General features: G+C 71.2%; 18 protein-coding genes, 1 tRNA gene and 1 pseudogene. 3 read left to right on the top strand and 17 right to left on the bottom strand.

Annotation, left to right across the window (positions count from 1 at the left end):
- Positions 1-64: 64 nt before the first annotated feature.
- From ACFQ8C_RS22005 to ACFQ8C_RS21930, 16 genes are all read right to left on the bottom strand, one after another.
- Positions 65-478, bottom strand: a complete 414-nt coding sequence (locus ACFQ8C_RS22005; protein WP_383460101.1) for a hypothetical protein — start codon at positions 476-478, stop codon at positions 65-67.
- Positions 479-763: 285 nt separating this feature from the next.
- Complete coding sequence (locus ACFQ8C_RS22000) at positions 764-2,071, bottom strand: MraY family glycosyltransferase (protein ID WP_383460099.1); 1,308 nt, start codon at positions 2,069-2,071, stop codon at positions 764-766.
- A gap of 119 nt (positions 2,072-2,190) precedes the next feature.
- Positions 2,191-3,438 carry a serine hydroxymethyltransferase gene (gene glyA, locus ACFQ8C_RS21995; RefSeq protein WP_383460096.1) on the bottom strand — a complete coding sequence of 416 codons (1,248 nt, stop codon included), beginning with the start codon at positions 3,436-3,438 and terminating at the stop codon, positions 2,191-2,193.
- Positions 3,439-3,696: 258 nt separating this feature from the next.
- Positions 3,697-4,341, bottom strand: coding sequence for a protein-tyrosine-phosphatase (locus ACFQ8C_RS21990; protein ID WP_383460093.1), 645 nt, complete (start codon positions 4,339-4,341; stop codon positions 3,697-3,699).
- On the bottom strand, positions 4,338-4,985 hold the full coding sequence (locus ACFQ8C_RS21985) for an L-threonylcarbamoyladenylate synthase (RefSeq protein WP_383460090.1): 648 nt from the start codon (positions 4,983-4,985) through the stop codon (positions 4,338-4,340). Before ACFQ8C_RS21985 ends, ACFQ8C_RS21990 begins: the two co-directional genes overlap by 4 nt.
- Before the next feature lie 37 nt (positions 4,986-5,022).
- A complete protein-coding gene (gene prmC / locus ACFQ8C_RS21980; RefSeq protein WP_383460087.1) occupies positions 5,023-5,868 on the bottom strand; it encodes a peptide chain release factor N(5)-glutamine methyltransferase in 846 nt (281 codons plus the stop codon).
- A 56-nt stretch (positions 5,869-5,924) separates the two neighbouring features.
- On the bottom strand, positions 5,925-7,001 hold the full coding sequence (gene prfA, locus ACFQ8C_RS21975) for a peptide chain release factor 1 (RefSeq protein WP_383460084.1): 1,077 nt from the start codon (positions 6,999-7,001) through the stop codon (positions 5,925-5,927).
- 96 nt (positions 7,002-7,097) lie between these two features.
- Positions 7,098-7,316, bottom strand: a complete 219-nt coding sequence (rpmE, locus tag ACFQ8C_RS21970; RefSeq protein WP_383460081.1) for a 50S ribosomal protein L31 — start codon at positions 7,314-7,316, stop codon at positions 7,098-7,100.
- A gap of 180 nt (positions 7,317-7,496) precedes the next feature.
- Complete coding sequence (locus ACFQ8C_RS21965) at positions 7,497-8,594, bottom strand: LCP family protein (RefSeq protein ID WP_383460079.1); 1,098 nt, start codon at positions 8,592-8,594, stop codon at positions 7,497-7,499.
- Between the two features lie 228 nt (positions 8,595-8,822).
- Positions 8,823-10,853 (bottom strand): transcription termination factor Rho, encoded by a 2,031-nt coding sequence (gene rho, locus ACFQ8C_RS21960; RefSeq protein ID WP_383460076.1) that lies wholly within the window; start codon positions 10,851-10,853, stop codon positions 8,823-8,825.
- Positions 10,854-11,281: 428 nt separating this feature from the next.
- On the bottom strand, positions 11,282-12,199 hold the full coding sequence (gene thrB, locus ACFQ8C_RS21955) for a homoserine kinase (protein WP_383460073.1): 918 nt from the start codon (positions 12,197-12,199) through the stop codon (positions 11,282-11,284).
- 280 nt (positions 12,200-12,479) lie between these two features.
- Positions 12,480-13,550: a threonine synthase gene (gene thrC, locus ACFQ8C_RS21950; RefSeq protein WP_383460071.1), complete on the bottom strand. Its 1,071-nt coding sequence runs from the start codon at positions 13,548-13,550 to the stop codon at positions 12,480-12,482.
- Positions 13,551-13,556: 6 nt separating this feature from the next.
- A complete protein-coding gene (locus ACFQ8C_RS21945; RefSeq protein ID WP_383460139.1) occupies positions 13,557-14,855 on the bottom strand; it encodes a homoserine dehydrogenase in 1,299 nt (432 codons plus the stop codon).
- 140 nt (positions 14,856-14,995) lie between these two features.
- Complete coding sequence (gene lysA, locus ACFQ8C_RS21940) at positions 14,996-16,387, bottom strand: diaminopimelate decarboxylase (RefSeq protein ID WP_383460068.1); 1,392 nt, start codon at positions 16,385-16,387, stop codon at positions 14,996-14,998.
- A 15-nt stretch (positions 16,388-16,402) separates the two neighbouring features.
- Complete coding sequence (nrtL, locus tag ACFQ8C_RS21935; protein WP_383460066.1) at positions 16,403-17,395, bottom strand: ArgS-related anticodon-binding protein NrtL; 993 nt, start codon at positions 17,393-17,395, stop codon at positions 16,403-16,405.
- A 266-nt stretch (positions 17,396-17,661) separates the two neighbouring features.
- Complete coding sequence (locus ACFQ8C_RS21930) at positions 17,662-18,132, bottom strand: response regulator (RefSeq protein WP_383460063.1); 471 nt, start codon at positions 18,130-18,132, stop codon at positions 17,662-17,664.
- 159 nt (positions 18,133-18,291) lie between these two features.
- On the opposite strand from ACFQ8C_RS21930, the gene ACFQ8C_RS21925 reads away from it, so the two are divergent.
- The 3 genes and pseudogenes from ACFQ8C_RS21925 to ACFQ8C_RS21915 form a co-directional block, all read left to right on the top strand.
- Positions 18,292-18,363 (top strand) — tRNA-Arg (locus ACFQ8C_RS21925).
- 191 nt (positions 18,364-18,554) lie between these two features.
- Complete coding sequence (locus ACFQ8C_RS21920) at positions 18,555-19,190, top strand: hypothetical protein (RefSeq protein ID WP_383460060.1); 636 nt, start codon at positions 18,555-18,557, stop codon at positions 19,188-19,190.
- Between the two features lie 144 nt (positions 19,191-19,334).
- Positions 19,335-19,682, top strand: a pseudogene (locus tag ACFQ8C_RS21915) (YdcF family protein); the annotation flags it as partial.
- On the opposite strand, the gene ACFQ8C_RS21910 reads toward ACFQ8C_RS21915, so the two are convergent.
- Positions 19,655-20,560: a nuclease-related domain-containing protein gene (locus tag ACFQ8C_RS21910; RefSeq protein WP_383460057.1), complete on the bottom strand. Its 906-nt coding sequence runs from the start codon at positions 20,558-20,560 to the stop codon at positions 19,655-19,657. The pseudogene ACFQ8C_RS21915 and the gene ACFQ8C_RS21910 sit on opposite strands and share 28 nt — an antisense overlap.
- Positions 20,561-20,975: the final 415 nt, after the last annotated feature.

Genomic DNA, 20,975 nt, shown 5'->3' with positions numbered 1-20,975 from the left:
AATGCCGCAGTTGGCACCGGACGATAGCAGGAAGCCGAACGCGCCTTTATCCCGGCCCTACCCTTCACGACTTCGAACCCGTTTTCTCGGGCTCGACGTACGCGATCTTGGCCTTCATGTAGGCACGGGCCTGGGCCGCGACCCACACCACGGTCGCCGCGAGCAGCGTGAAGGCGAAGGCCTTGAAGTCGAACACCGTGGTGCCCTTCAGCAAGGCCAGGAAGACGAAGAGAACCAGCAGCTGGGTCGTGTAGAGCAAGAGCCCCATGGCCTGGAACAGCTGCGGAAGCTTCTTTGCCGTCCGCTGCAGCACCAGCATCCCGATACCCATGAAGAGGAGGACGACCAGGGTGCCGAGGGCGGCGCCGATCGCGCCCTTCCCGCCGGCGACGATGCCGCTGATCACCGTGGCGATGGCGCCGACGGCGGCAGTGGGTACGACGGCCGAGAGAAGGAGGCGTGCGTCGCTGGAAGGCATGGCGGTGTCTCCGCTGTGATGGAGGGGGCGATGGTGTCGTCAGGGACGAGCGTAAGCCCGGTCCGAGGTGGGTCTCGGGGCCAACAGACCGTCGCACTACGGTCTTTCGGCACTGTCGCCGGGTCTCGTGAACCGTATCACAAACTATTTGAATAGGTCTTTACTCAGGGGGTGTGCCAACTGTCACACATGAGGGTTACAACGCGCGGTTGTGCGCGACAGGAGGTCACCTTGTCTGGTATTGGCCCTCGTTGAGGCTTTCGGAAAGCCGCCGATGACGGGACGTCAACTCGGCGTTCCGGCCTTCCTCCGGTCGGAGAAGCGCGAGCGGTGACCGATGGCCGTCGAGCCGTGCAGCCCCGCCGGCACCGGGACCCGCTCCTCCTCCGCCGCCTCGTGCTCCGGCTCCGGCTCCGGGGCCGCCTTGCGGCGCCGGTAGCGCGGCGGGACGACGGCCTCCGCCCAGCGGGGCGTCCGCGGCGAGAAGCGCGGCAGCAGGAGCAGCACCAGGCCCAGCGCGCTCAGCACGGTGATGACGAGCACGATCCACATCGACGTCGAGTGGACCGAGTACGCGAGCGTGCCGAAGGCGATCAACGCGGACCAGAAGTACATGATCAGCACGGCACGGCTGTGCGAGTGGCCGATCTCCAGCAGTCGGTGGTGCAGGTGGCCGCGGTCGGCGGCGAAGGGCGACTGGCCCTTCCAGGTGCGCCGCACGATCGCCAGGACCAGGTCGGTCATCGGGATCGCGATGATGGTCAGCGGCAGGATCAGCGGGATGAAGACGGGCAGGGCCGCGTGGGTCGCCTGCCGGGTCGAACCCTCGAAGATCTTCAGGGTGTCCGGGTCCACCTGGCCGGTGATCGAGATGGCGGAGGCGGCCAGGATCAGGCCGATCAGCATCGAGCCCGAGTCACCCATGAAGATCCGCGCCGGGTGCATGTTGTGCGGCAGGAAGCCCAGGCACATGCCCATGAGGATCGCGGCGAAGAGGGTCGCGGGGGCGGCCGCCTCGATCGTGTAGCCGTACCAGAGGCGGTACGCGTACAGGAAGAAGGCGCCGGTGGCGATGCAGACCATGCCGGCGGCGAGACCGTCGAGGCCGTCGACGAAGTTGACCGCGTTGATCGTGAGGACGACCAGGGCGACCGTCAGCAGGGTGCCCTGCCACTGGGTCAGCGCGACGGTGCCGACGCCCGGGATCGGCAGCCACAGGATCGTCAGACCCTGCGCCACCATCACGCCGGCCGAGATCATCTGGGCGCCCAGCTTGATCAGCGCGTCCAGCTCGAACTTGTCGTCCAGGACGCCGATCAGCCAGATCAGGGCGGCGCCGGAGAGCAGCGCCCGCGGCTCGTTCGACTGCTCGAAGACGCTGTTGAGGTTCTGGAGGTGGTCGGCGACGAGCAGTCCGGCGCACAGGCCGAAGAACATGGCGATGCCACCGAGCCGCGGAGTCGGTTCTCGGTGTACGTCGCGCGCACGGATCTCCGGCATCGCGCCGGTCGCGATGGCGAACTTCCGCACCGGACCGGTCAGCAGATAGGTCACCGCGGCCGTGACACAGAGCGTCAGCAGGTAATCACGCACGGGCTGTCCCCACAGGAATCGCTGGCCATCTCAGCCCCACACCCTAGCCGTGCCGTCCATGTGGTTGGAGACACCCTGGGTCCCGGAACGGTTGCGAACACCCCGCCACCGTCTTCCGCTCACCGTCCATACGGGGGAAAACTCCTGGTCAGCTCCCGTACCTCGGCCCGTACCCGAGCCGTTTCCTCCGGTTCGTCACGCAGCGCGGCGGTGAACAGCGCGGCGATCCTGGCCATCTCCGGGGCGCCCATCCCCTGGGTGGTGACCGCGGCGGTGCCGAGCCTGATGCCGCGCCCGTCCCCGTACGGGAGGGCGCAGGTGTCCAGGACCATGCCGGCGGCGGAGAGCCGGGCGCGGGCGGTACGGCCGTCGACGCCCAGCGCGGACGGGTCGGCGGTGACGAGGTGGGTGTCGGTGCCGCCGGTGGTCAGCGCGAAGCCCTCCGCGGAGAGCGCGGCCGCCAGCACGCGCGCGTGGTCGACCACCCGATGGACGTACGTGGTGAAGGCCGGAGTGGACGCCTCCCCCAGGGCGACCGCCTTCGCCGCGATCGCGTTCATCTGGGCACCGCCCTGGGTGAAGGGGAAGACCGCCCGGTCGATCCGCTCCGCCAGCTCCGCCGTGCACAGCACCATCCCGCCGCGCGGACCGCGCAGCACCTTGTGGGTGGTGGCGCAGACGACGTCGGCGTACGGGACGGGGTTCGGCGCCGCTCCCCCGGCGACGAGGCCGATGGGGTGGGCGGCGTCGGCGATCAGGTACGCCCCGACCTCGTCGGCGACGGCCCGGAAGAGGGCGTAGTCGGGGTGGCGGGGGTAGGAGATCGAGCCGCAGACGATCGCCGTGGGGCGGTGGTGGCGGGCGAGCGCGGCGAGCTGCTCGTAGTCGATGAGCCCGGTCTCGGCGTCGACGCCGTACGGGACGAAGTCGAACCAGCGGCCGGAGAAGTTCGCCGGCGAACCGTGCGTGAGGTGCCCGCCGTGGTCCAGGCCCATCGCGAGGACCGTGTCACCGGGCCTCAGAAGGGCCGCGTACGCCGCCAGGACGGCCGCGGAGCCCGAGTGGGGCTGGAGGTTGGCATGATCGGCTCCGAAGAGCGCGGTGGCCCGTTCCACGGCGATGCGCTCGGCCGCGTCGGCGTACTCGCAGCCCCCGTGGTACCGGGCACCCGGATACCCCTCGGCGTACTTGTTCGCGAGCGTCGACCCCAGCGTCGCGAGCACCGCGGGCGAGGTGAAGTTCTCCGCCGCGATCAGCTGGAGCGTGTCGGCCTGCCGCCGCGCCTCCCCCAGCAACACGTCGGCGATCTCCGGATCCTGCCGCCGCAGGACGTCGAGGACCTCTTCAGGGGGCGCGCTGACCGACATGGCTGACTCCGGGCCTGGGGGGACGTAGCACCAATGTAGGCGCGGGACCCCCGCCCCGCCCCCGGAGCCCGCCCGGGCGCCACGGGGCCGCCGGGCGACGCGCCGGTACGCCCGTCGGCGACGTGTCGGTACGCCCGTCAGGGCGGTGACGACCGGGTCCAGGGCCTCCTGGAGCCCCTCCTCCCGACGCGCCCCTCGCACCGCTCGGCCCCCCTGGGGGTGGTGGCACGGGCCCGGCCGCCGATGCGGGTACACCCGTCAGCGACGTGTCGGTACGCCCGTCAGGGCGGTGACGACCGGGTCCAGGGCCTCCTGGATCTCGTCGCCGATGGAGCGGAAGACGGTGATGGGGGCGCCGTAGGGGTCGTTGACCTCGTCCGCTTCCGGGGAGGGGGCCAGGAGCCACCCGCGGAGAGCCGCGGCGGCGCGGACCAGGGCGCGGGCGCGCTCGACCACGCCGTCGTGGGCGTCCGGGAGGGTGGCGGGGTCGATGGCGCGGACCAGGCGGGTGAACTCCTTCAGGGTGAAGGTGCGCAGTCCGGCCGAGTGGCCCATCGAGATGACCTGCGCGCGGTGGTCGCGGGTCGCGGTGAGGACGAGGTCGGCGCGGATGACGTGCTCGTCGAGGAGTTCGCGCCCGACGAAGCCGCTGTGGTCGGCGCCGAAGTCGGCGAGGACCAGCTCCGCGTTGGTCTCCATGGGGGCGCCCTCGTGGCCCCAGGTGCCGGCGCTCTCCACGATGAGGCCCCGGCCGAGCCCGTCGCCGAGCCGCTGGCCCAGGGCGTGCCGGGTCAGCCGCTCGGTGATGGGCGAGCGGCAGACGTTGCCGGTGCTGACGTGGAGGATGCGGAAGGTGGTGTCGTACTCGTACCCCGCTATGCCACGCCCCTCAGGGGCGGTCAACTGGCCACCTCGAGGTCGGGTACGACCTTGCGGAGCTCCTCCGGTGACAGCGCGCCCTCGCGCAGCAGCACCGGGACCCTGCCCGTGACGTCGACGATGGAGGAGGGGACGATGCCGGGCGTCGGACCGCCGTCGAGGTAGACGGAGACGGAATCGCCGAGCATCTGCTGGGCCGCGTCGCAGTCCTCCGGCGCGGGGTGCCCGGTGAGGTTGGCGGAGGAGACGGCCATCGGGCCGACCTCGGTGAGCAGCTCGATGGCGACCGGGTGCAGCGGCATGCGGATGGCGACGGTGCCGCGGGTGTCGCCGAGGTCCCACTGGAGGGACGGCTGGTGGCGGGCGACCAGGGTGAGCGCGCCGGGCCAGAAGGCGTCGACGAGCTCCCACGCCTGCTCGGAGAAGTCGGTGACGAGGCCGTGCAGGGTGTTCGGGGAGCCGATGAGGACGGGGGTGGGCATGGTGCGGCCCCGGCCCTTGGCGGCGAGCAGGTCCGCGACGGCCTCGCTGCCGAAGGCGTCCGCGCCGAGCCCGTACACGGTGTCGGTGGGGAGCACGACGAGTTCGCCGCGGCGGACGGCCGACGCGGCTTCGCGCAGACCGGTCGCGCGGTCGGTCGCCTCGTTGCAGTCGTATCGGCGTGCCATCAGTCGCGCTCCTCCTCGGTGGTGGTGCGGTGCCGGCTCATGGCATCGCCTTGCGGGCGGTCGCGAAGCGCGGCCGGTTGTTGAGGTCGGGGTGGTCGGCGGCGTCCGCCCAGCCGGCCTCCTCGTTGAAGATCCACGGCACCTGGCCGCCCTGGGTGTCGGCGTGCTCGATGACGACGAGGCCGCCGGGGCGGAGGAGCCGGTGCGCGGTGCGCTCGATGCCGCGGATGGTGTCGAGGCCGTCCTCGCCGGAGAAGAGCGCCATCTGGGGGTCGTGGTCGCGGGCCTCGGGGGCGACGTACTCCCACTCGGTGAGGGGGATGTACGGCGGGTTGGAGATGACCAGGTCGACCTGGCCGTTCAGCTCCGGGAGGGCGGTGAGCGCGTCGCCCTGGTGGACGGTGACGCGGGAGCCGTGGGCGTTCTTGCGGGTCCAGACGAGCGCGTCGTCGGAGAGCTCGACGGCGTGGACGCGCGAGCGCGGCACCTCCTGGGCCATCGCGAGGGCGATGGCGCCGGAGCCGGTGCAGAGGTCGACGATGAGCGGTTCGACGACGTCCATCGCGCGGACGGCGTCTATGGCCCAGCCGACCACGGACTCGGTCTCCGGGCGGGGCACGAAGACCCCGGGGCCGACCTGGAGTTCCAGGTAGCGGAAGAACGCCCGGCCGGTGATGTGCTGGAGCGGCTCGCGCGCCTCGCGGCGGGCGATGGCCTCCCAGTAGCGGGCGTCGAAGTCCGCGTCCTTGACGTTGTGCAGCTCCCCCCGCTTGACGCCGTGCACGAACGCGGCGAGCTCCTCGGCGTCGAAACGCGGTGAGGGAACGCCGGCGTCGGCCAGCCGCTGGGTGGCCTGGGCCACCTCGGCAAGCAGCAGGTTCACGCTGGTCCTCCGTGGTGCGGGGTGGGGCGGGGGGGAACTTACGCCACCGGGGTCGCTTACGCCGCGGCGAGCTTGGCGGCCGAGTCGGCGTCGACGCAGGCCTGGATCATCGGGTCCAGTTCGCCGTCGAGCACCTGGTCCAGGTTGTACGCCTTGAAGCCGACGCGGTGGTCCGAGATCCGGTTCTCCGGGAAGTTGTACGTACGGATCTTCTCGGAGCGGTCGACCGTGCGGACCTGGCTGCGGCGGGCGTCGGCGGCCTCGGCCTCGGCCTTCTCCTGGGCGGCGGCGAGGAGCCGGGAGCGCAGGATGCGCATCGCCTGCTCCTTGTTCTGGAGCTGGCTCTTCTCGTTCTGGCAGGAGGCGACGATGCCGGTCGGCAGGTGGGTGATGCGGACCGCGGAGTCGGTGGTGTTGACCGACTGGCCGCCGGGGCCGGACGAGCGGTAGACGTCGATGCGCAGGTCGTTGGCGTGGATCTCGACGTCGACCTCCTCGGCCTCGGGCGTGACGAGCACGCCGGCGGCGGAGGTGTGGATGCGGCCGGCGGACTCGGTGGCGGGCACGCGCTGCACGCGGTGGACGCCGCCCTCGTACTTGAGGCGGGCCCAGACGCCCTGGCCGGGCTCCGTGGCGCCGTTGCCGCCCTTGGTCTTCACGGCGACCTGGACGTCCTTGTAGCCGCCGAGCTCGGACTCGGTGGCGTCGATGATCTCGGTCTTCCAGCCGACGCGCTCGGCGTAGCGGAGGTACATCCGGAGCAGGTCCCCGGCGAAGAGGGCGGACTCGTCACCGCCGGCGCCGGCCTTGATCTCCAGGATGACGTCCTTGTCGTCGCTGGGGTCGCGCGGGACCAGCAGGAGGCGGAGCTTCTCGGTGAGCTCCTCGCGCTGCTTCTCCAGCTCCTTGACCTCGGCCGCGAAGTCGGGATCGTCGTGCGCGAACTCGCGCGCGGTCTCGATGTCGTCCCCGGTCTGCTTCCAGGAGCGGTACGTGCCGACGATCGGGGTCAGCTCGGCGTAGCGCTTGTTCAGCTTGCGCGCGTTGGCCTGGTCGGCGTGGACCGAAGGGTCTGCGAGCTTCGTCTCCAGGTCGGCGTGCTCGCCGACCAGTTCCTCGACCGCCTCGAACATCGGGGGCTCCTGGGGTTTTCGTCAGTTGCTACGGGACGGCAAAGCGCCGGTCCCGGCCACCCGCGCGGGGCGACCGTGGACCGGCGCAGGGGCTCGCTACTTGGAGCCGGCGGCCTTGCCGAAGCGGGCCTCGAAGCGGGCCACGCGGCCGCCGGTGTCGAGGATCTTCTGCTTGCCCGTGTAGAACGGGTGGCACTCGGAGCAGACCTCGGCACGGATGGTGCCCTCGGCCAGGGTGCTACGGGTGGTGAACGACGCGCCACAGGTGCAGCTGACCTGGGTCTCGACGTACTCGGGGTGGATCTCGCGCTTCAAGGTGTCTCCTAGTTCCGGGAGGGCTCCGGGTCGTCGACGCGGGTTGCGGCGGACGTGAACCGGGGCCGACGTACCAGTCTGCCAGGACTGGCCGCATCTCCCCAAACCGGGGTGGGACCGCCGGTATTCCCGGGGCGACTCCGGGGCGGTCCCGGAGCGGCCCCGGGGCGCTTCCCGGGGCTATCGCACGACGCCGTCGGCCTGGCCGGTGGCGGTGTCCTCGGTGGCGGCGGCGGGGATCGGCCCGTCGGCCTTCAGGGCCTTCCAGACCTGCTGGGCCTTCTCCTCGACGGGGACGACCCGGTTGGGGTCCTGGGGGTCGTACCGGACGGGGAGTGTCACCATGTGGACGTTCTGGGCGGAGATGCCGGTGAGGCCCTGGGCGAAGCCCATGAGCTCCTGGACGGAGTCGAGCTCGGAGTCCGGGGTGATGGCCTTGGTGGCGGCGTCCGCGAGGTCGAGGAGCTTCTTGGGGTTGGTCCCGGCACCGACGTCCTTGAGCTGCTCGATGAAGGCCTTCATGAAGGCCTGCTGGAGCTGGATGCGGCCGAGGTCGCTGCCGTCGCCGACGCTCTTGCGGGTGCGGACGAGGCCGAGGGACTGTTCGCCGTCGAGGGTGTGGGTGCCGGGCTCCAGGTCGAGGTGGCTCTTGGAGTCCTTGATGGCCCGGGTGGTGGTGATCTCCACGCCGCCGAGGGTGTCGATGAGCTTCTTGAAGCCGGTGAAGTCGACCTCGATGTAGTGGTCCATGCGGATGCCGGACATGGCCTCGACGGTCTTGACGGCGCAGGCGGGGCCGCCGACCTCGTACGCGGTGTTGAACATGGCGCGGCTCTCGCCGGCGGCCTCGGCGCCCTGTCCGTCGACGCAGGCGGGGCGGTCGACGAGGGTGTCGCGCGGGATGGAGACGACGCTCGCCTTCTTGCGGCCCTCGTAGACGTGGACGACCATCGCGGTGTCGGAGCGGGCGCCGCCCTCGTCCTTGCCGTAGGCGCCGTTGTCGCCGGAGCGGGAGTCGGAGCCGAGGACCAGGATGTCCATCGAGCCGTCGTCGACGTTCTTGGGGCGGTCGGTGCCCAGCTGGGCGTTGATGTCGACGCCCTGGATGTTGCCGTCGAGCTTGAGGTACACGTAGCCGAGTCCGGCGCCGGCCAGGACGAGCACGGCGGTGGCGCCGGACACGGCTATGCCGATCCGGCGGCGGCGGTGGGCGGGCGGTTTGCGGCGGCGTCCGGTGGCGCCTCCGCGTGCGCGCCCGCTGCTGTTCTGCTCGGTCATCGTCTTCCCTCGGGCCTATGGTTCACCTTTTGTGACGGCGAAGCACCCGAAAGGGTTGCATAGCGATCTGTGAGGTTTCGATGAGCCGGGCGCCGGAGGGGGCGACAACGCGCCGCGCCCACCGCTCCGGGAGCGGTGGGCACGGTGTTCGCGCAGGTCACGAACGGGTCACGGCTCCGAGGCCGTCACCCGCCGTGTGACGCGGGTCTCCCCGCGTCACCGACGGCGTCAGTCGTTGTTGCCGCCCGGCGTCGTCTTCTGGATCTGCAGCAGGAACTCGCCGTTCGACTTCGTCTGCTTGAGCTTGTCCAGGAGCAGCTCGATGGCCTGCTGCTGGTCGAGCGCGTGCAGGACGCGGCGGAGCTTCCAGGTGATGGCGAGCTCGTCGCTGCCGAGGAGGATCTCCTCCTTGCGGGTGCCCGAGGCGTCGACGTCGACGGCCGGGAAGATCCGCTTGTCGGCGAGCTTCCGGTCGAGCTTGAGCTCCATGTTGCCGGTGCCCTTGAACTCCTCGAAGATCACCTCGTCCATGCGCGAGCCGGTGTCGACCAGCGCGGTGGCCAGGATGGTCAGCGAGCCGCCGTCCTCGATGTTGCGCGCGGCACCGAAGAAGCGCTTCGGCGGGTAGAGCGCGGTCGAGTCGACACCACCGGACAGGATGCGGCCGGAGGCGGGCGCCGCGAGGTTGTACGCGCGGCCCAGGCGGGTGATGGAGTCCAGCAGGACGACCACGTCGTGACCCAGCTCGACGAGGCGCTTGGCGCGCTCGATGGCCAGCTCGGCGACGGTGGTGTGGTCCTCGGCCGGGCGGTCGAAGGTCGAGGAGATGACCTCGCCCTTCACCGACCGCTGCATGTCGGTGACCTCTTCCGGACGCTCGTCGACCAGGACGACCATCAGGTGGCACTCGGGGTTGTTGTGGGTGATCGCGTTGGCGATCGCCTGCATGATCATGGTCTTGCCGGTCTTCGGCGGGGCCACGATCAGACCGCGCTGGCCCTTGCCGATCGGCGACACGAGGTCGATGATCCGCGTGGTCAGCACGCCCGGGTCGGACTCCAGACGGAGCCTGTCCTGGGGGTAGAGCGGGGTCAGCTTGTTGAACTCGGGGCGGCCGCGGCCGGAGTCCGGCGCCATGCCGTTGGTCGAGTCGAGGCGGACCAGCGCGTTGAACTTCTCGCGGCGCTCGCCCTCCTTCGGCTGGCGGACCGCGCCGGTGAGGTGGTCGCCCTTGCGCAGACCGCTCTTGCGGACCTGGGCGAGGGAGACGTACACGTCGTTCGGACCCGGCAGGTAGCCGGAGGTCCGGATGAACGCGTAGTTGTCGAGGATGTCCAGGATGCCCGCGACGGGGATCAGGACGTCGTCGTCGGAGACCTGCGGCTCGCCGGCGACGAACTCGTCGCGCCCGCGACGGCCACGGCGGTCGCGGTAGCGGCCGCGACGGCCGCGACGGCCACCGTCGAAGTCGTCGTCGTCCTGCAGACCGCCCTGCGGGCCCTGGCCCTGACCCTGCTGCTGGCTCTGCCCCTGGCCCTGGCCCTGCTGCTGGCCCTGGCCCTGGCGCTGCTGGTCCTTGCGCTGGCCGCCGCCCTGCTGCTGCTCGTCGCCCTTGCCGCGCTCGCGCTGGCGGTCGCGACGGTCACGGCGGTCACGGCGGGTGCGGCCCTCGGCGCCGTCCACGGCGGCCTCGGCCTTCTCGCCCTGCTGCTCGCCCTTGACCTCGGTACGGGCCTCGGTCTTCACGGCCTGCGCGCCCTCGGCACCCTCCGGCGAACCGGCGGGAGCGGTGGCACGGCGGCGGCGGCGCTCGCCGGCCGGCTGCTCGTCGCCCTGCTCGGCGCCGGCCGACTTCGACGGCTGGCCCGGGATGTCGATCTGCTGCTGGGCGGCGGCCTGCTCGGCCTTCTCCGCCTTCGGCTCGGCGGCCTCGGCGGACTCGCCCGTGCGGGCCTTGGAGGTGGCGCGGCGCTTCGGCTTGGTCTCGGCGGCGGCCTCGGCCTTGGCGGGGGCGGCGGAGCCGGTACCGGCCTGCGCCTCCTTGATGACCTCGATCAGCTGGCTCTTGCGCATCCGCGCGGTGCCCCTGATGCCGAGGCCGGACGCGACCTGCTGCAGCTCGGCCAGGACCATGCCCTCGAGGCCGGTGCCGGAGCGGCGGCGCCGTGCGGTGCCGCTGCTGGCAGCACCTGCGGCGGGCGCGGCGGCGTCGACAGTGCTGTCGGCAGTCACGCCCATCAGATCGGTGGTGTCGCTCACGAAGGGTCCTTCCCTGGAGCGGACGTCGGCCCTGTGGCTCGGCGACCGGTTGTGCTGTCCGGCAGCGGTCCTGGTTGGTGGACCGTGTCCGGGGCGGTGGTCCCGCCGGGATACGGCGAGAGGAGAGAAACGTGCTGTGGGTCCGGCCCGAGCGCCCCCTGCTCGGCCCTCGCATGGAATGAGCGAGGGGTGTCGTGCCGGTTCCGGAGCGTGCTCGAAACTGCTCAGGCAGGCTGCTCAGGCAGTTGGGGAGGCTCCCGGAAGAATGTGTGGTCCCTGAGGGGACACTCCGCACCGCTCCACAAAGAGGTCGGGTGCAGACTTGAGATTAACACTACCGGCTCCAACAAACATTCCCCCTCTCACTCACCGGCAATCGCGTGTCCAGGACGCCGCCCGGTGTCGCGGACGGCGTCCGCCGCCGCGCCTCAGGGCGCCAGCGGCAGCACGCTCGCCCCGTGCGCGTCGAGGTCGAGCCGGTTGGCGGCCCAGCCCTCGCCCGCGAGCAGAGCGACCTTGTCGGCCGTCGTCTCGTCGGCCAGCGCGAGGACCGTGGGGCCCGCGCCGGAGATGACGGCGGGCACGCCGTCGGCCCGCAGCCGGTTCACCAGCGCGAGGCTCTCCGGCATCGCGGGGGCCCGGTACTCCTGGTGCAGCCGGTCCTCGGTGGCCGCGAGCAGGAGCTCGGGGCGACGGGTCAGGGCCTCGACGAGGAGGGCGGCGCGCCCGGCGTTGGCGGCGGCGTCCACGTGCGGGACGGTGCGCGGCAGCAGACCGCGGGCGGTCTCGGTCAGCACCGGCTTCCCGGGGACGAAAACCACCGGAACGATGGAATCCGAGGGATCCATCCTGATCGCCCGCGCGGCGCCGGCCTCGGTCCACGCGAGGGTGAAACCGCCGAGCAGACAGGCGGCGACGTTGTCGGGGTGACCCTCGATCTCGGTGGCCAGCTCCAGGAGGGCGGCCTCGTCGAGCTTGGCGTCCCCGCCTATGGTCACGGCGCGGGCGGCGACGATGCCGGCGCAGATGGCGGCGGAGGAGGAGCCGAGGCCGCGGCCGTGCGGGATGCGGTTGGCGCAGACGACCTCGAGGCCGCGCGGCTGCCCGCCGAGCAGGTCGAAGGCCGTGCGCAGGGAGCGCACGAGGAGGTGCCGCTCGTCGCGCGGGAGCGTCTCGGCGCCCTCTCCGGCGATGTCGACGTGCAGCCCGGAGTCGGCGACCCGGACGACGACGTCGTCGTAGAGGCCCAGCGACAGGCCGAAGGCGTCGAAGCCCGGGCCGAGGTTGGCGCTGGTGGCGGGGACGCGCACCCGTACGGCGGCGGCGCGGAACGCGGGACCGGCCATCGCTCGATGACTCTCCTTGACTGCGGCGACGTGGTGTTCAAGAGAAGTGCTGGAGAACCCGGAGTACCGTTTCGGCCGTTTCGGTCGCGCGGAGGCGACAACGGCAACGACACCACGCATATGCGTCGTGGCGGGTTCGGTACAGCCTATCGAAGGAAGGTTCTGCGGCGACATAGGGCGCACGGGAGGCGCACGATGCGTGTCGCGCGCCAACCTGTGCATCTATGTAGGTTCCTGATCGGGTTTCGTCCGATCAGGAACCGGCGTGCTTCGGCCTGTTTCAGGCCAGTCCGAGCCGCTGCGCGGCGGTCGCGGCGTCGACCGGGACGGTGACCGGCTGCGGGGCGCCGGCGACGGCCCAGTCGGGGTCCTTCAGGCCGTTTCCGGTCACGGTGCAGACGATCCGCTGGCCCGGGTCGACCTTGCCCTGCTCGGCGGCCTTCAGCAGACCGGCGACCGAGGCGGCCGAGGCGGGCTCCACGAAGACGCCCTCCTGCGCGGCCAACAGGCGGTAGGCGCGCAGGATCTCACGGTCCGTCACCTCGTCGATGAAGCCGCCCGACTCGTCGCGCGCGGCGATCGCGTACTCCCAGGAGGCCGGGTTGCCGATGCGGATCGCGGTGGCGATGGTCGAGGGGTCCTTGACGACCTCGCCGCGCACCAGCGGGGCCGAACCGGAGGCCTGGAAGCCCCACATGCGCGGGCGGTGGGCGGCGAGGCCGTCCTCGGCGTACTCGCGGTACCCCTTCCAGTACGCGGTGATGTTGCCCGCGTTGCCCACCGGGAGGACGTGGATGTCGGGCGCGTCGCCCAGCATGTCCACGATCTCGAACGCGGCGGTCTTCTGGCCCTCGATGCGGACCGGGTTGACCGAATTGACCAGCGCCACCGGGTAGTTCTCGGAGAGCGAGCGGGCCAGCGTCAGGCAGTCGTCGAAGTTGCCGTCCACCTGGAGGATCTTCGCGCCGTGCACGAGGGCCTGGCCCATCTTGCCGAGCGCGATCTTGCCCTGGGGCACCAGCACCGCCGAGACCATCCCGGCCCGCACCGCGTACGCGGCGGCGGAGGCGGAGGTGTTGCCGGTGGAGGCGCAGATGACCGCCTTGGCGCCCTCCTCCTTGGCCCGGGTGATGGCCATGGTCATGCCCCGGTCCTTGAAGGAGCCGGTGGGGTTGGCGCCCTCGACCTTGAGGTGCACCTCGCAGCCCGTGCGCTCGGAGAGGACCTGAGCGGGGACGAGCGGCGTACCGCCCTCACGGAGCGTGACGACCGGCGTCGTGTCCGTGACCGGAAGGCGGTCCCGGTACTCCTCGATGATGCCGCGCCACTGGTGGGTGCCCTGGTTGGTCATGGGTCCTTACTCCCCTTCAACACGCATGATGCTGGCGACACCGCGCACGGTGTCGAGCTTGCGCAGTGCCTCGACGGTCCCGGAGAGGGCGGCGTCGGGCGCGCGGTGGGTGACGACGACGAGGGAGGCCTCGCCGTCTCCGTCCTGTCGACCGTGCTGGCGCACGGTGTCGATGGATACGCCGTGCTCGGCGAAGACCGTCGCGACCTGGGCGAGGACGCCCGGCTTGTCGGCCACGTCGAGACTGATGTGGTACCGCGTCACCACCTCGCCCATGGGGCTCACGGGCAGCTGGGTGTACGCGGACTCGCCGGGGCCCGTCGCCTCGTTGAGACGGTTGCGGCAGACGGCGACGATGTCGCCGAGGACGGCCGAGGCGGTCGGCGAGCCGCCCGCCCCGGGGCCGTAGAACATGAGCCGGCCGGCGGCCTCCGCCTCGACGAAGACCGCGTTGTACGCCTCGCGGACGGAGGCCAGCGGGTGGCTCAGCGGGATCATCGCGGGGTGCACGCGCGCGGTGACGGACTCGCCGTCGGCGGCCCGCTCGCAGATGGCGAGCAGCTTGATGGTGCAGCCCATCTGCCGGGCGGAGGCGAAGTCGGCGGCGGTGACCTCGGTCATGCCCTCGCGGTAGACGTCGTCGAGCCGCACGCGCGTGTGGAAGGCGATCCCGGCGAGGATGGCGGCCTTGGCGGCGGCGTCGAAGCCCTCGACGTCGGCGGTCGGGTCGGCCTCGGCGTAACCGAGGGCGGTGGCCTCGTCCAGGGCCTCCTGGTAGCCCGCGCCGGTCGAGTCCATCTTGTCGAGGATGAAGTTCGTGGTGCCGTTGACGATGCCCATCACACGGTTGATCTTGTCGCCGGCGAGGGACTCGCGCAGCGGGCGGATCAGCGGGATGGCGCCGGCGACGGCGGCCTCGTAGTACAGGTCCTGCCCGTGCTGCCCGGCGGCGGCGTACAGGGTCGCGCCGTCCTGGGCGAGCAGCGCCTTGTTGGCGGAGACCACGGAGGCGCCGTGCTCGAAGGCGGTGGTGATGAGGGTGCGGGCCGGCTCGATCCCGCCGATGACCTCGACGACGACGTCGACGTCCCCGCGTTTGACCAGGGCGGTCGCGTCGGTCGTGATCAGCGCGGGGTCGATGCCGCCGCGGACCTTGTCGGGCCGGCGGACGGCGACGCCGGCGAGCTCGACCGGCGCGCCGATGCGCGCGGCGAGGTCGTCGGCGTGCGTCGTCATGATGCGCGCCACCTCGGAGCCGACAACTCCACAGCCCAGCAGCGCCACCTTCAGCGGACGCGTACGCATCATCCGACCTCGTTTCTCGTACTTCTGGTTCGTATCTCTACGGTTCTGGCGGGGGATGGGAACAAGTCTCACTCACCGGACGGAGGATTCAGCCCTCCGTCCGGATCCTGAGACATCGATTCCACCACCCGACTATTTCATCAGCCGACGTCGAGACGCAGGAGATCTTCCTCCGTCTCGCGCCGGACGATGACCCTTGCTTCACCGTCCCGGACCGCCACCACGGGCGGCCGGAGGGCGTGGTTGTAGTTGCTCGCCATGGAGCGGCAGTAGGCGCCGGTGGCGGGCACGGCGATCAGGTCGCCGGGGGCCAGGTCGGCGGGGAGGAAGGCGTCGCGAACGACGATGTCGCCGCTCTCGCAGTGCTTGCCGACGACCCGGGAGAGCATCGGCTCGGCCTCGCTGACGCGGGAGACCAGGCTGACGCTGTACTCGGCGTCGTACAGGGCGGTGCGGATGTTGTCCGACATGCCGCCGTCCACGCTCACGTACGTGCGCAGCCCGTCGAGCGGCTTGATCGTGCCGACCCGGTAGAGGGTGAAGGCGGTCGGCCCGACGATGGCGCGCCCCGGTTCCACGGAGATCCGGGGGGTGTGCAGCCCCGCGGCCTCGCACTCGCGCGTCACGATCTCGCCGAGCGCCTTGGCGATCTCGTGCGGCTCGCGCGGGTCGTCGTCCGAGGTGTACGCGATGCCGAGGCCGCCGCCGAGGTCGATCTCGGGCAGCTCGACGCCGTGCTCGTCGCGCACCTCGGCGAGGAGCTGGACGACGCGCCGCGCGGACACCTCGAAGCCGGCCATGTCGAAGATCTGCGAGCCGATGTGCGAGTGGATGCCGATGAGCTCCAGACCGTCGAGCTTCAGCGCCCGGCGCACGGCCTCGGCGGCCTGGCCGCCGGCGAGCGCGATGCCGAACTTCTGGTCCTCGTGGGCGGTGGCGATGAACTCGTGGGTGTGCGCCTCGACGCCGACGGTGACGCGGATCTGCACGCGCTGCCGCTTGCCGAGGGACTGGGCGACGTGGGCGACCCGGACGATCTCCTGGAAGGAGTCGAGCACGATCCGTCCGACGCCGACCTCGACGGCCCGCCGGATCTCGTCCTCGCTCTTGTTGTTGCCGTGGAAGGCGATCCGCTCGGCGGGCATCCCGGCCGACAGCGCGGTGGCGAGCTCGCCGCCGGAGCAGACGTCGAGGTTGAGCCCCTCCTCGTGCAGCCAGCGGACGACGGCGCGGGAGAGGAAGGCCTTGCCGGCGTAGAAGACGTCGGCGTCGGCGCCGAAGGCCTCGGCCCAGGCGCGGCAGCGGGCGCGGAAGTCCGTCTCGTCGAGGAAGTACGCGGGGGTCCCGAACTCCTCGGCGAGGTCGGTGACGCGCAGCCCGCCGATGGTCGCGACCCCCTGCTCGTCCCGCGCCACGGTCCGCGCCCACACCTTGGGGTCGAGCGTGTTCAGGTCGGCGGGCGGGGCGGTGTAGTGGCCCTCGGGGAGCACGTCGGCGTGGCGGGGGCCTGCGGGGTGGGCGGAACGGCTCATGTCTGGTCAGCTCTTTCAGATCCGGTCGGGTGCGCTGATGCCGAGCACGGAGAGGCCACCGGCGAGCACCGTCCCGGCGGCTTCGGCGAGCGCGAGCCGGGAGCGGTGGGCGGCCGAGGGTTTCTCGTCGCCGAGCGGCAGAACGGTGTGCTGGAAGCCGAGCAGCGCGTCGGCGACGGCTTCGAGGTGCCGCGCGACCCGGTCGGGGCCGCGGTGGCGGGCGGCGGAGAGGAGCACTCCGGGATGGTCGCGGAGCAGCCCGGCGAGCGCGTGCCCGGCCTCGGCCTGGCCCTCACCCTCGGCCTGGCCCTCGCCCTCGTAGGAGGGAAGGACCCCGAGGTGTGCTCCGTTGACGAGGAGCCGCCGGGCGCGGGAGTGGGCGTACTGGACGCGGAAGAGCGCGTTGCGCTCGTGCCGTACGAGGAGCGGGGGCCCGTCGAGGGGACGGTCGTGGGGCGCGGCCCGCAGCAGCCGCCACCGGGCGGCGTCGGTCCCCAGCCGCTCGGTCTCGTACGCGCCGGGGTGGACGTGCGGCCGCTCGCCACCGTCCGCGACGCCGGCGTCGCCCCCCTGCCCGCGCACCAGCCCGACCAGGCATTCGACGACCACACGCGCGCGGGCCTCGGCCGGCGGCTCGAAGCGGACGACCTCACCGGCGAGGGCGTCGCCCCTCCCGTACGCGAGCCCGGCGGCGCGCACGGCCGCCACGAGCTCGGCACCGCCGTCCGGACGCAGGGTGAAGTTGAGGAACCCGGGCCCGGTGATGTCCACGGCGAGAATCCCGTCGGCGCCGACGAGCCGCTCCTTCAACACGGAAGCGACGTCGAGCGCGGGCCTCCCGGCGGGCCTGGCCAGCGAGAGGGCCACGTTGCTGGCGTACTCCCCCACCCCTCCCGGCCGGGCCTTCTCGACCTTCACGCGCGGGAGGACATCGACCCGCAGCGCACCGTCGTCGACCGCACGGCGCACGGCGTGCTGCACGGTGAGGGAGAGGTCCGCGGGGGTCACGGTCCCAGCCTAGGGGAGGAGGGGGGTCGGAACGCGAACCGGTTTCGCCATACGGGCACCCGCCCCGACACCGAAAGGGAAAGCCCAGGTCGGAGCGGCCCGGGGACGACGCGCGGAAACCCCGGGAAGAGCGCGGAGGAGCACGGGGAAACCCGAAAGGAAGAGGACCCGGCAGCCGCAAGGAAGGAGGGGACCGGCGCCGCAAGGCAAGGAAAGAAGAGGGAAGGAGAGAAGAGGAGAGGTAAGGAGGGGACCGGAGTCGCCGCTCAGCGCCCGGGGCAGAAGCTCCCGGCGGCCGGTCTGCCCGGGCAGCCGTCCCCTGCGGACGGCTCCTCTCCCGCGTCGGGCCCACCGGCCTGGCGCCGCTGCCGAGGCTCACGGTGCAGCAGCTGCCGGACGACCCGTACGAGCTCCGCCGGCTCGAAGGGCTTCGCGAGGAACGCGTCCGCCGCCGGAGCCCCCTCGCCCTCCCCGCAGGCGCTGATGATCGCCACGGGCAGATGCCGGGTCCGCGGATCCTCCCGGAGCCGCTGGGCGGTCTTGATCCCGTCGAGCCGCGGCATGACGACGTCGAGGGTGACGACGTCGGGCCGCACGCGATGCACCACATCCAGACACTCGGCACCATCGGCCGCGGTCACGACCTCGAACCCCTCGAGTTCGAGATTGACCCTGATCAACTGCCGGATGACCTTGTTGTCGTCGACAACGAGCACCCGCCCGGACACGCCTGACACGTGAACGAGAGTAGGCCGCCCCGAGGGGCTGCGTCCGGGTTTTGCCCACTTCCGACCCGTGCGAGCGAACACCCCCACGGTGACGCCCCGGAAATACCTGTTCACAGGCACCCCGCGACAGCTGGTAGGGTTCTACCCGTCGCCACCGAGCGCGACAAAGCCCCCGTAGCTCAGGGGATAGAGCAACGGCCTCCGGAGCCGTGTGCGCAGGTTCGAATCCTGCCGGGGGCACTTCGCGAGAAGTGCCACACAGACCCCGTGATCAGCGGAAACGCTGAACGCGGGGTCTTGTTGTATGTGCAGGCGTGCGCCGGGGTGGGCGGCCATATGACAGGGGTCGCGGCCTATTCGCGGCCTGGGCCGTGGGGTGTTGGAGCAGGTCAGGGCCGGGGGTCGGGCTGGCGAACGAGGGGAAGCAGCGGATGGGTTCGGGAGCCGGGGAGACCGCGACGGAGCCGGTTCGACCGGGGTGGGTGCTGACCCCGCTGGAGAGCGTCGGTCCGCTGCGCTTCGGCATGTCCGCCGACGAGGTCAGGACCGCCCTTCCGGAAGCCGTCGAGTTGAGCCGTTTCTCCGCCGAGCCCTCGTGCCCGGAGATCTACGGCCTCCAGCTCGGCTTCCATCCCGCGGTGCCCGCTGTCTACGCGTACTTCGAGGGCACCGGCCGGCTCTTCTGCGTGGCTGCCGACGCCGTCCACGGACCGCGCGTGACTCTGGACGGGCTGGAGCTGACCGGTCGCGTGCCTGCCGTACTCCAGGAGGCAGTCCTGGACCTTCATTCCTCGGGCACTCACCACGTGTCGTACGGCCCGCGGGGCAACCCGGGGATCAACGACGTCGGCATGGTCCTGCGCGTCCAGGACACCGACGGCGGGGTCCTGACCCGGCCTGTTCTCGTGGGCCGCGAGTGGGCGGACCGCTGCACCGACGACTGGGAGGGATCCATTCCCGAGTGCGAGTGGCTGGGCCGTCAGTGGTGCGTGCACAACGGCTCGGACATGTACCCCCATCCTCGATACGCGACGAACTGGCCAGCAGGGTGGACTGCCCCGTTCTAGGCGGGGAGGGGAAACGCAGAAGGCCCCCGGACAGGTCCAGGGGCCATGGCGCGGAGTGCCGAAGGTCTCGGCGTGCTCCCGGAAGACGCTCACGAGTTGGGGCGGGATCGGCACCCGTCAGACGCCCTCCGTGGGCCGGTTCCTGAGGCCGGCGTCGAGGTGACCTCGGTCCTGCTGATCAGCAAGCCGTACGAGGAGCGCCGGGCTTACGCCACCGCCAAGAAACTGTGGTCCGAGGTCGAAATCGCGAGCGCTTCGAGCCCGATGACGCTCCAGGACTACATCGGCTCGATCGGCGACCCCCGCTTGGTGATCGACATTCTGGTAGGCGCCCTACAGCGGCTCCTCGTCTATCCGGAGCAGGGGTCCATGATCAGCCAGCCGGTACCGGCAGAAGCGACCAAGGCGTATGAGCGTCTGCGCGAAGCCGGGTTCACCACTCGCCTTCTCCGTGACGAGCAGGATCAACCCCTCAGCCAGACCCGGCGGTGACGAGCCACCGCGTACACGGCCTCGGCCTGTTGGGCGGTGAGGTTCCCGGCGAGTGGCCCCAGTGTGGCTATCTCACGCTCCTGGTAGACGCGGACCGCGCTCTGAGGGTCCGCCCGATGCAGGGAATCCGCACCCACGAAGACCAGCACGGGTTCGACTGGCACGTCGAAGTCGCAGTACCGCTGAAGGGATCGCCGAACGAAGTCCGCCTCGATCTTGCTCGCGGCAGCGTACGGGCGAGGCGGACCCCCGTTGACCTTGACCATGGTGTCCCCCACCCAGACGGCAGCGCCGCGATGCGTCTTGGTGTTGATCGCGAAGACTCCGCCCGGCCCGATCAGCAGATGATCGATGTCGCCACCGTTGCTCTTCTGGATCCCGTGCAGCACGTGCCAGCCGAAACGGGATAACCGGGCAAGCTCCCGCCCCACCTTCTGCTCCCCTTCAAGCCCGGTGTAGAAGCTGTCCCATTCCGACGACTGGCGCAGCAGTTTCCAGCGGAGTCGATGCGCAGTGGACAGCCCCCGCTCAGCCATCAGCCCGATGAGCCGAGCACCCGGAGGATTGCTGGCGAGATCTTCGCTGGGGGTGAGAGGCGGGAGGGGTGCCGGCCTCGCCGCACGGCTTGGAGGGGGCGGTGTCTGGTGTGGACGGCTGGCAGACGAAGCCGAGGGAGCCGGACCAGGCGTGTCGACGGTGAGCCCGTCGCCAAGGTGCGCTCGAAGCAGGGTCAGTGCTTCCGCCTGATACTGCTTCACCTTGATCGTCACGGTTCCGGTCGCGCGATCCGCCCAGGCGACCGCAGTCCCGTTCGGGAGATTCACGTACAGCCGATCCCTGCCGTGCCGCTTCCACGACTTCACCGTGAGACCACTCATCCGTCGCCCCCCTGCAGACAGATCCCCACGCCTATGGCAGCACCTGCCGACTTTGCCCACAAGAGCGCCTGTTCCGGGGGGACCTGTTACAGGTTTCTCCACCTCGTCAAGGCACCCGCCGCGCACAGCGCGGCGCGCGCGGCCCATCGCCCGGGCCTGCGCTCCTGTCTCCGCCCCGCTCCGGCCCGGCCGCCGGCCGCACGCCTGACAGCTCGGGTTGATGGGTGACGAACCACGATGCGGCCGAGGCGGTAGGCGAGTGCGGCTCAAGGCGATGCCTCCGGCGGGGGCGCTCAGGCTCCGGGAGGGGAGGGGGCCACACGCGGGTGCCGGCCGGTGGGGTGTGAGGGTGAGGGACTCCCATCCCGTCTGCCGTCGACCCAGGCAGAGCCGAGCAGGTGCGGTGTGTGGGTCG

The sequence above is a fragment of the Streptomyces sp. NPDC056503 genome (assembly GCF_042794995.1).
In the GTDB taxonomy this organism is placed as follows: Bacteria; Actinomycetota; Actinomycetes; order Streptomycetales; family Streptomycetaceae; genus Streptomyces.
Note: the sequence above shows the minus strand (reverse complement) of the source record. Positions and strands in the feature narration are given on the sequence as shown.

Excerpts from the sequence above, each read along its gene's own strand:
- lysA (WP_383460068.1), bottom strand. The coding sequence starts at position 16,387 with ATGAGCCGTTCCGCCCACCCCGCAGGCCCCCGCCACGCCGACGTGCTC.
- ACFQ8C_RS21910 (WP_383460057.1), bottom strand. The coding sequence starts at position 20,560 with ATGAGTGGTCTCACGGTGAAGTCGTGGAAGCGGCACGGCAGGGATCGG.
- ACFQ8C_RS21985 (WP_383460090.1), bottom strand. The coding sequence starts at position 4,985 with ATGGCACGCCGATACGACTGCAACGAGGCGACCGACCGCGCGACCGGT.
- ACFQ8C_RS21965 (WP_383460079.1), bottom strand. The coding sequence starts at position 8,594 with ATGACCGAGCAGAACAGCAGCGGGCGCGCACGCGGAGGCGCCACCGGA.
- ACFQ8C_RS22005 (WP_383460101.1), bottom strand. The coding sequence starts at position 478 with ATGCCTTCCAGCGACGCACGCCTCCTTCTCTCGGCCGTCGTACCCACT.
- prfA (WP_383460084.1), bottom strand. The coding sequence starts at position 7,001 with ATGTTCGAGGCGGTCGAGGAACTGGTCGGCGAGCACGCCGACCTGGAG.
- glyA (WP_383460096.1), bottom strand. The coding sequence starts at position 3,438 with ATGTCGGTCAGCGCGCCCCCTGAAGAGGTCCTCGACGTCCTGCGGCGG.
- ACFQ8C_RS21945 (WP_383460139.1), bottom strand. The coding sequence starts at position 14,855 with ATGCGTACGCGTCCGCTGAAGGTGGCGCTGCTGGGCTGTGGAGTTGTC.
- thrB (WP_383460073.1), bottom strand. The coding sequence starts at position 12,199 with ATGGCCGGTCCCGCGTTCCGCGCCGCCGCCGTACGGGTGCGCGTCCCC.
- thrC (WP_383460071.1), bottom strand. The coding sequence starts at position 13,550 with ATGACCAACCAGGGCACCCACCAGTGGCGCGGCATCATCGAGGAGTAC.
- ACFQ8C_RS21920 (WP_383460060.1), top strand. The coding sequence starts at position 18,555 with ATGGGTTCGGGAGCCGGGGAGACCGCGACGGAGCCGGTTCGACCGGGG.